We start from the raw sequence: 7,744 nt of genomic DNA, 5'->3' as shown, positions 1-7,744 counted from the left end.
GCTCCCGGATTTTCAATTACCGTTTGTATTTTTTCCGCTTTTAAATAAGCCTTAATACCCAGTGTAACGGTATGATAGTAATCGCCAAGTGAAGCTACCGCCGCTTCATATTGTGAAATATTGGCAGCAGCCATAGCCTTCATGGCTTTAACAACCGATTTGATATCTTTTGCACCATCCAATTTCCGGTTCAGATCTTCCAGCGTATCCATTACTTCGAGGGTTTATCAGGTTCTGGTTTTTCCGCTTCCGGCTTTTCGTTAAAGGGAGCAAGAAGTTCGCCGGCGATTTTCAGGATCGTATCATGGTCTGCGTCGTTTAAAGGTTTGTCATCAAAAAGCCGTTTGAGCACTTCGGCAGGAAATCGTCCCATATCTTTAAGAATAACCGCTTCGGCATCGGCGATCTTATCTACAGGTATAGCATCAAAAAGCCCGCTCGTTAAAGCCAATAATACGACTATTTGTTCTGAAACCGTTAAGGGATGCAATTCGTTTTGTTTGAGGCAACATCGGATACGCAGGCCATGATCGATCACCTTTTTAGTATTGTCATCCAGACGGGTGCCAAAGCGAGAAAAGTTTTCCAGCTCTTCAAATTGCGCGTATTGTAATTTCAAGCTGACAATAGATTTGTAGGCGGGTAACTGTGCAGCAGACCCGACACGGGAAACTGATTTACCCACATCAACTGCCGGTAAATTTCCGGCTTCAAATAGTTTGGGCGATAGATAGATCTGTCCATCGGTAATAGAGATCAGATTGGTTGGGATATAGGCGGAGATATTTTGCGCTTCAGTTTCGATAATAGGTAAGGCCGTCAGCGATCCGCCTTTTAATTGAGCGCTCAGGTGCGTAGCCCGTTCCAGCAACCTGGAGTGAATATAAAAAATATCACCCGGAAATGCTTCTCGTCCGGGTGGTCTGCGTAACAGCAGCGAAAGTTCACGATAGGCCCGCGCGTGATGCGTAAGATCGTCATATACAATGAGCACGTTACGACCCTCTTCCATAAAGTGTTCGGCTATGCTGGTTGCCGCGTAAGGAGCAATATATTTCAATCCCGCAGCATGGTTACCTTCGGCCACCATAACTACGGTATAATCCATAGCACCTTTTTGTTCCAGGTTGGCGATAACCTTGGCGACAGCGGCAGCGCGTTGCCCAATAGCACAGTAAATGCAAACCACATCTTTTCCTTGCTGGTTAAGTATGGTATCAATTGCTATTTGTGTTTTGCCGGTTTGCCGGTCGCCCACTATCAGTTCACGCTGGCCGCGGCCAATTGGAATTAGTGCGTCAATAACTTTTATGCCGGTTTGTAAAGGCGCATTTACGGCTGTTCGGTCCATGATAGCGGGCGAAGGCCGTTCAATGGGTAACCTTTTGTTGGTTGCGATATTGCCTTTCCCATCAATGGGTATCCCCATGGGATCAATTACCCGGCCGATCAAATGGTCGCCTACCGGGATATCCATCACCCGGCCGGTACGCTCTACTTCGTCTCCGGCATTCAATAAGGTATCTTCACCAAGCAGGATAACGCCGATCTCATCTTCATCTAAATTATAGGCAATGCCGTACAGGTCTTCCGAAAATTTAAGCAGTTCTTCAAAGCCGGCACCTTCCAATCCCGAAACTTTTACAATACCCGTGGCAACGCTGGTCACATAGCCAACCTCGCGGGGTGCGAATGCGAATACGTGCTCCGCCAAACCCTTATCCAACTGGTGGAAAGTGTCGGCTATACTGTTTTTTAAAGTACTTGAAGGCATATTGTTATTACTTTACAGCTTGATGAGTTTTGTTTATTGTCGTCGCTACACTCTTTTCCAGTGAATTAACATACGCGGCTAAACTCCAGGATAGTTTGTACCCATTAGCTGCCAGTTCGATCCCGCTGATCATTTTAGGATCCGTCTTAAACTCATATTTAACTTCATCTCCAAGTATATCCGCAATTGCGGATCGTATGCCTTTTTGATCCTTTTCAGCTAAGTCATAAGCACTTTTAACCTTTATCGGGGCCGAATCCGAATGGAAAGCGCCGATGAACTGTTTTTTATCTTTGTCAGTGATCGCTTTTATCTTCTTGATAAAAACATGAACGGATTGTTCTTCAAGGTCAGTTGAAGCCAATTCGGCGAGGGCTTTTTTTGCGATAGCGAAAACCTCATCCTGTGTTTTCTTTGAGATCTCATCGCTCAAATTTTCTTGTAATTCCTTTGATGCTGCTTCCAGTTTTTCTTTTACACCTGCAGCTTCCTTTTTTGCAGTATCCAAAAGCTTTTCCCGTTCCTTATCAGCATCTGATGTTGCCTGGTCCATTAGCTTCTTTTTGTGCTTATCAAAATCGTTGTTTTTTTGTTGAAACTCATCCTGTTCTTTCTTTGCCTCAGTCATTTTGCTTTTGGCGTCCGCAAGCTCAGCAGCTATCTTTTTTTCGCGCTCATCAATAGCCGCCAGAATAGGCTTATAGAGATATTTTTTCATCAGCCAAACCAACACCAGGAAATTGACGATCTGCGCGATTACCGTAAACCAATTAATTTGCATGGTGTGTTATTTAGCAATAATGTGTGTCCAGAATGGGTTTGCAAAGATCAGGATCATGGAAACCACGAAGCAATAAATGGCTGTTGACTCGATCATGGCCAGGCCGACAAACAGGGTCCTGGTTATGGTGGGCGCCGCGTCCGGCTGTTGCGCTATGGAACTTAAAGCGGTTGCTACCGCCTTACCTTCACTTAATGCCGGGAACATACAACCGATGCCTGTTGTAAGGCCGGCTGTAATAATTGATGCTACTGCTATTACTGATACATTATCCATTTTTATCTATTTAATTGGTGCTTTTATTTACTAATTTTTTCTTTTTGATGCTTTCCTGTACCGCTGCCGCGATATAAACCGTAGCCAGGATACTAAAGATATAGGCCTGTACCATCCCGGTAAGGAGGCCAAGGGCCTTCATGACAATAGGAATAAATAAAGGAGATATGCTTAACAAAATGGCGATGATCATTCCACCGCTCATAATATTCCCAAATAACCTGATGGCCAGTGCCAGCGTTCTTGATAATTCGCTAATGATATTGAAAGGCAACATGATGAAAGTCGGCTTGATGTAGGTCTTCAGATAGGCGAAGAAGCCGCTCTTTTGAATGCCAAAAAAAGGCACGGCCAAAAACACGGCGATCGCCAATGCGGCAGTGGTGGAAAGGGAACCTGTCGGCGGCTGATACCAGGGTAAAACGATCCAGAAGTTACACATGGCAATGAATAGAAAAAGTGTACCGATAAAGCCAATGTATTGTTCGGGGTTTTCGAGCCCGACTTCTTTGATCTGTTCATTGATGCCCGTTACGATCATTTCGAGGATACACTGCCATCGGGAAATTTTATGCGTAGTTTTCAACTTGCGCGTAATCAGTATGGCACCGATCACCATAAATAACATAACACCCCACGTAGTGACGATGGTGAGGTTGATGGTGATAAAACCATTGCTCCAAAATATGGTCTGATCTGGCGTTAAATTCATAATGGGCTGCTTTCTGTTACGATAACTTGCTTTTGCTCGATCTGCCTGGTGAGCCTTAAAATTAAAAGGCGGCCCGCAATAAACCCGGCGACACTTACCAGTAATTGTAACAAACTGCCCTGGGCCATGAAATAAAACCCGGTTAATACAATACCCGTTCTTATCAGTGAGCTTCCCAAAAGCCATAATGCAACGTATGGCGAACCTAAAGTTCTTTTTACAGTCAGCCATAAACCGCCAAAAAAAAGGATGCCTAATATCAATCCGCCTATTAATGCTATTACTATCATCGTCAAATTATTTTATACTATTTATCTTCTTTTATTACCCAACTCCAGGCGATAATACAACCTACCACCAAGCCTGTTATCAGGCAGGTTACTGTCCATGAGAAGGATTGGGGATAATTTTTATCCAGCCAAATTCCGCCCATTGTGCTCAAAAAAGTTGGCGCGGTAACCGACCAGCCTACCATACCGAACATGCCGAAACCAAACCACTCCGCTCTTTTTTTTTCGTCGAGGGCCTTTAATTTTCTTTTTTCCTTAGTCGAGATCATCCGGCCAAAAAAGTCGGCGTCATTTTCCGGTTGTGCCATTTTATAGCTGTTGAAATTTCTTTAGCCTGGAAAGAAACCCACTTTCCAGTTGTGAGGCCATATGCCGAACTTTTTCTTCATTTTCATCTGCATTCTTAAACTCATTTTTTACCGTTTCGGCTAATTTTCCTAACTCAACGCCGCCAACCGCATTTCTAACGGAAACCAGTACCTGCGACCCGGCTTTTACAAAAAGGCCTTCGTCCACGGCTAAATAATGTACCTTGTCTGTTTTGTAACTGAAAATACCAGGGACCAGTACCGCAACGCAATCCAGCCTTTGCGGCAGAAAGCCAACAGACCCTTCGATTGTCTCTGCAACGATGTTACTGACGTTTTTTACATCGGCAAAAACTTTATAGGGAAGTAATATCTTAAGGTCCATATTTTTCGCTTCTATTTGATCACAGGTTTTGTGGCAACCGGGCCGTCCTTATTGACGCCTTTATTCTTTAGTGCTTCGTCTATATTTCCGATCATGTAAAAAGCATTTTCAGGCAAGTCTTTAAATTCGTCTGCCAAAATACGTTCACAACCGTCGAGCGCATCTTTCAAGCTAACCACTTCTCCTTTTACGCCACTAAATTGTTCGGTAGCAAAAAAGGGTTGTGTTAAAAACCGCTCCAGCCGTCTGGCGCGGTTTACAACGAGCCTGTCGCCTGTTGACAATTGCTCCATACCCAGCATAGAAATAATATCCTTCAGGTCTTCATATTGTGCCAGCGTTTGCCGGATCTGCTGGGCGAGCTGGTAATGCCGGTCGCCAATAATTCCCGGCGTAGCCATTTTTGAATTAGATTGCAGAAAATCAATAGATGGATAAAGGCCTTCGCTGGCCCTTTCGCGCGAAAGCACAATAGTTGCCGAAAGGTGCGAAAACGCATGAACGGCAGCCGGGTCGGTTAGGTCATCGGCCGGTACATATACCGCCTGTATAGAAGTAATTGCCCCGGCATCTGTATTAGCGATCCTTTCCTCAAGGGCCGACAATTCCGTCTCCAGTGTAGGCTGATAACCCAAACGCGATGGCATTTGCCCCATTAAACCTGAGACCTCCATACCAGCCTGGATAAACCGGAAGATATTATCGATCAATAATAAAACATCTTTATGCTCATCATCCCGGAAATATTCGGCCATGGTTAAAGCAGCATGGCCAACCCGAAAACGGGCTCCAGGCGGCTCATTCATCTGCCCAAACATCATGATCATATTTTTAAGCAGCCCGGCATCCTTCATCGCTTCATATAGCTCGTTTCCTTCACGGCAGCGTTCGCCTATGCCGCAAAACATGCTAACCCCTTTATTCTGGCCCACCATATTGTGGATCATTTCCGTTAATAAAACTGTTTTGCCTACGCCTGCTCCACCGAATAAACCGGCTTTGCCGCCACGCTCCAACGGTATCAATACATCTATTGCCTTAATACCTGTTTCAAAAACCTGCGAATTAGTCGCCCTTTTATCTAATGGTGGGGGGGATTGGTGAACATTTCGTTTTTCGCCTTCTGCCAATGGTTTCAAATGGTCAATAGTATTTCCGAACACGTCGAACATCCTGCCAAGCGTACGTTCGCCAACCGGCACCATTAATTCGTTTCCGTCAGTTTCTATTTGCATACCCCGCGCAAGCCCCTGGGTAGGTGTTAGCGCTATTCCCCTTACAGTGTGCTCATCCAATTGTGAAAGCACTTCGATGGCAATTTCCCGTTGTTCGCCTGCATGGAGCAGGGCATAAACGGCAGGGAGAGAGTGGTCAAAACGGGCATCTATAACGCTGCCCCGTACCGAAACAATTTTTCCGCAATTTAATTTCTCGTCCGTATCTTTTAGAATAGCCTTCATTTGCGATTGAGATTATTGGAATAGCTTTTCCTTTATGTTTTTAGGCGTGGCCGGATAAACAAAGTCACAAGCATGTGATAAAGCCTTGTCATCTTTGTGCTTATAATCGCAACGCTTCAGTAAATGCGTGATCAGGTTGATATGCGTGTCGTCTTTGTCATCAGCACTAACGATAAACCAGGGGGCGTGCTTAAAATCGGTTTTGAGTAGCATTTCATCCCTCGCATCGGAGTAATCTTTCCAATGTTTGGTTGCAGCCTCGTCAATAGGGCTTATTTTCCACTGTTTAAGCGGATCTTTTTTTCGTTCATCAAACCGCTTTTCCTGTTCTTTCTTACTGATATCGAGGTAGTATTTCACAATAATAAAACCGGCGTTAGCCAGCATTTCCTCGAATAATTCAACTTCTTTAAAAAATGATTTATATTGTTGATGAGTGCAAAACTTCATTACCTTTTCTACTCCAGCACGGTTATACCAACTTCTGTTGAACAGAACCAATTCTCCTGAGGCAGGCAAATGCGCGATGTATCGCTGGAAATACCAATCCTTTTCCTGATGGTCAGAAGGTTTTCCTAATGCCACCACGATCGTTTCCCGCGGGCTTAAATGCTTAACGATCCTTTTAATCGTACCGTCCTTCCCGGCTGCATCTCTTCCTTCTAAAATGACAAGTAATTTAAGTCCGGAAGCGATGATCTCCTTTTGCAACTTGACCAATTCGACGTAAAGGCCGTGCAATATATCTTTATCCTTCATTAATTGACTGTTTGAACTTGCGGGTAATCGGCTTCTTTGAAAAGAACGCTTTTATCAACAACAGAGGAGGTTATATCAAGGTGTATTTTGTTTTCGCTCCAATTTATTTCTTTAACGTGTGCTACCGGTATCAATACTTTTTTGCCTCCGAACCAGTTATGGGTATCTATAACGATAAATTTAATTTGCCAGGTTTGATCATCAACGATAAAATCAATGATATGGCCGATCTCTCCGTTGGTCGTATGAATATGGTAGCCTGTTATGCTTCCCGTACTGCGTAAATGGATGTCGTCGTCAGTATGTTTATCCTTTTTGTCGGCTTCAATTAAAACCTTTTGATCTAAAACCGGGAACGGCATACTCACACCTAAGGAACCGCCACCGTAAAAGCCGCTCCCCCAATAGCTTTCCCATTGGTAATGGCCATATAGTTCTATTTCCTGCTGGCGCGATACCGGTTTATCGGTATCAATATCCGGGCTGTTTTCGATCTGTTTCTTTGTTAAATTAACTGGGAAGAAACCATCTTGCCAGGGTTGTTTAAGAAGGGCATGCGGCGCGATCAATACCTTTCGTCCGGATAGCCAGTTACCAGTTTTAATGACGAGGTATCGTATCTTCCAGCTTTTATCATCAAAGTAAAATTCTTCGACTTCGCCGACTATACTATCTGTGGCTGCTATGTTATAATTTATTATGCTTTTAATATTGCGTTGCATGTTTTTTGATTTATGTATGCCGAAAGTCAAATTTCAAGTTTACCACTTAGATAATAAATGATAGCAGAGGTCTGAAAAAGTGAGTTTAATCAGTTTATCCGACTTCCCTAGTTTCAAAAGTCAGTTACCACTAATCATTTTTTTCTTTTCCTGGTATTCGTCATTACTGATTAGACCAGAAGCAAAACGTTTGTTCAGTATATCTAGAGGAGAGTCTTTTCTTGTCCGCTGGCCGGGAATGTTGTAAGGTGTTGCGAATATCCAAAGGATCATGACC

Annotated in this window: 11 protein-coding genes and 1 pseudogene; all 12 read right to left on the bottom strand. The window is 43.9% G+C overall.

What is annotated here, in order from left to right:
• Positions 1–212: pseudogene (locus ACVW0P_RS22105) on the bottom strand (F0F1 ATP synthase subunit gamma); the annotation flags it as partial.
• The gene (locus tag ACVW0P_RS22100; RefSeq protein ID WP_348080950.1) at positions 212–1,774 is read right to left on the bottom strand and encodes an alternate F1F0 ATPase, F1 subunit alpha; all 1,563 of its coding nucleotides are present in this window, start codon (positions 1,772–1,774) and stop codon (positions 212–214) included. The pseudogene ACVW0P_RS22105 and the gene ACVW0P_RS22100, both read right to left, overlap by 1 nt.
• Positions 1,775–1,781: 7 nt before the next feature.
• Positions 1,782–2,555 carry a F0F1 ATP synthase subunit B family protein gene (locus tag ACVW0P_RS22095; RefSeq protein ID WP_457133995.1) on the bottom strand — a complete coding sequence of 258 codons (774 nt, stop codon included), beginning with the start codon at positions 2,553–2,555 and terminating at the stop codon, positions 1,782–1,784.
• A 6-nt stretch (positions 2,556–2,561) separates the two neighbouring features.
• Positions 2,562–2,831 carry a F0F1 ATP synthase subunit C gene (locus tag ACVW0P_RS22090; protein WP_128532102.1) on the bottom strand — a complete coding sequence of 90 codons (270 nt, stop codon included), beginning with the start codon at positions 2,829–2,831 and terminating at the stop codon, positions 2,562–2,564.
• 10 nt (positions 2,832–2,841) lie between these two features.
• Complete coding sequence (locus ACVW0P_RS22085; protein WP_128532103.1) at positions 2,842–3,543, bottom strand: F0F1 ATP synthase subunit A; 702 nt, start codon at positions 3,541–3,543, stop codon at positions 2,842–2,844.
• Positions 3,540–3,833: an N-ATPase subunit AtpR gene (locus ACVW0P_RS22080; RefSeq protein ID WP_457133994.1), complete on the bottom strand. Its 294-nt coding sequence runs from the start codon at positions 3,831–3,833 to the stop codon at positions 3,540–3,542. Before ACVW0P_RS22080 ends, ACVW0P_RS22085 begins: the two co-directional genes overlap by 4 nt.
• A gap of 17 nt (positions 3,834–3,850) precedes the next feature.
• On the bottom strand, positions 3,851–4,141 hold the full coding sequence (locus ACVW0P_RS22075) for an AtpZ/AtpI family protein (protein WP_457133993.1): 291 nt from the start codon (positions 4,139–4,141) through the stop codon (positions 3,851–3,853).
• 1 nt (position 4,142) lies between these two features.
• Entirely contained in the window at positions 4,143–4,526 is a 384-nt protein-coding gene (locus ACVW0P_RS22070) for a F0F1 ATP synthase subunit epsilon (RefSeq protein WP_128532108.1), read from the bottom strand.
• Positions 4,527–4,537: 11 nt separating this feature from the next.
• On the bottom strand, positions 4,538–5,986 hold the full coding sequence (gene atpD, locus ACVW0P_RS22065; protein WP_457133992.1) for a F0F1 ATP synthase subunit beta: 1,449 nt from the start codon (positions 5,984–5,986) through the stop codon (positions 4,538–4,540).
• Between the two features lie 12 nt (positions 5,987–5,998).
• The gene (gene ppk2, locus ACVW0P_RS22060) at positions 5,999–6,745 is read right to left on the bottom strand and encodes a polyphosphate kinase 2 (protein WP_457133991.1); all 747 of its coding nucleotides are present in this window, start codon (positions 6,743–6,745) and stop codon (positions 5,999–6,001) included.
• Complete coding sequence (locus ACVW0P_RS22055) at positions 6,745–7,467, bottom strand: PRC-barrel domain-containing protein (protein ID WP_457133990.1); 723 nt, start codon at positions 7,465–7,467, stop codon at positions 6,745–6,747. Before ACVW0P_RS22055 ends, ppk2 begins: the two co-directional genes overlap by 1 nt.
• A gap of 120 nt (positions 7,468–7,587) precedes the next feature.
• Positions 7,588–7,740, bottom strand: coding sequence for an SHOCT domain-containing protein (locus tag ACVW0P_RS22050; RefSeq protein ID WP_429380245.1), 153 nt, complete (start codon positions 7,738–7,740; stop codon positions 7,588–7,590).
• Positions 7,741–7,744 lie beyond the last annotated feature (4 nt).

The sequence above is a fragment of the Mucilaginibacter sp. UYNi724 genome, from assembly GCF_054057495.1.
This window is presented reverse-complemented; position numbering and strand designations above follow the sequence as displayed.

Bases quoted from the DNA above. Each gene is read 5' to 3' on its own strand.
- ACVW0P_RS22080 (WP_457133994.1), bottom strand. From the start codon at position 3,833: ATGATAGTAATAGCATTAATAGGCGGATTGATATTAGGCATCCTTTTT.
- atpD (WP_457133992.1), bottom strand. From the start codon at position 5,986: ATGAAGGCTATTCTAAAAGATACGGACGAGAAATTAAATTGCGGAAAA.
- ACVW0P_RS22085 (WP_128532103.1), bottom strand. From the start codon at position 3,543: ATGAATTTAACGCCAGATCAGACCATATTTTGGAGCAATGGTTTTATC.
- ACVW0P_RS22100 (WP_348080950.1), bottom strand. From the start codon at position 1,774: ATGCCTTCAAGTACTTTAAAAAACAGTATAGCCGACACTTTCCACCAG.
- ACVW0P_RS22070 (WP_128532108.1), bottom strand. From the start codon at position 4,526: ATGGACCTTAAGATATTACTTCCCTATAAAGTTTTTGCCGATGTAAAA.
- ppk2 (WP_457133991.1), bottom strand. From the start codon at position 6,745: ATGAAGGATAAAGATATATTGCACGGCCTTTACGTCGAATTGGTCAAG.
- ACVW0P_RS22055 (WP_457133990.1), bottom strand. From the start codon at position 7,467: ATGCAACGCAATATTAAAAGCATAATAAATTATAACATAGCAGCCACA.
- ACVW0P_RS22090 (WP_128532102.1), bottom strand. From the start codon at position 2,831: ATGGATAATGTATCAGTAATAGCAGTAGCATCAATTATTACAGCCGGC.
- ACVW0P_RS22095 (WP_457133995.1), bottom strand. From the start codon at position 2,555: ATGCAAATTAATTGGTTTACGGTAATCGCGCAGATCGTCAATTTCCTG.
- ACVW0P_RS22050 (WP_429380245.1), bottom strand. From the start codon at position 7,740: ATGATCCTTTGGATATTCGCAACACCTTACAACATTCCCGGCCAGCGG.
- ACVW0P_RS22075 (WP_457133993.1), bottom strand. From the start codon at position 4,141: ATGGCACAACCGGAAAATGACGCCGACTTTTTTGGCCGGATGATCTCG.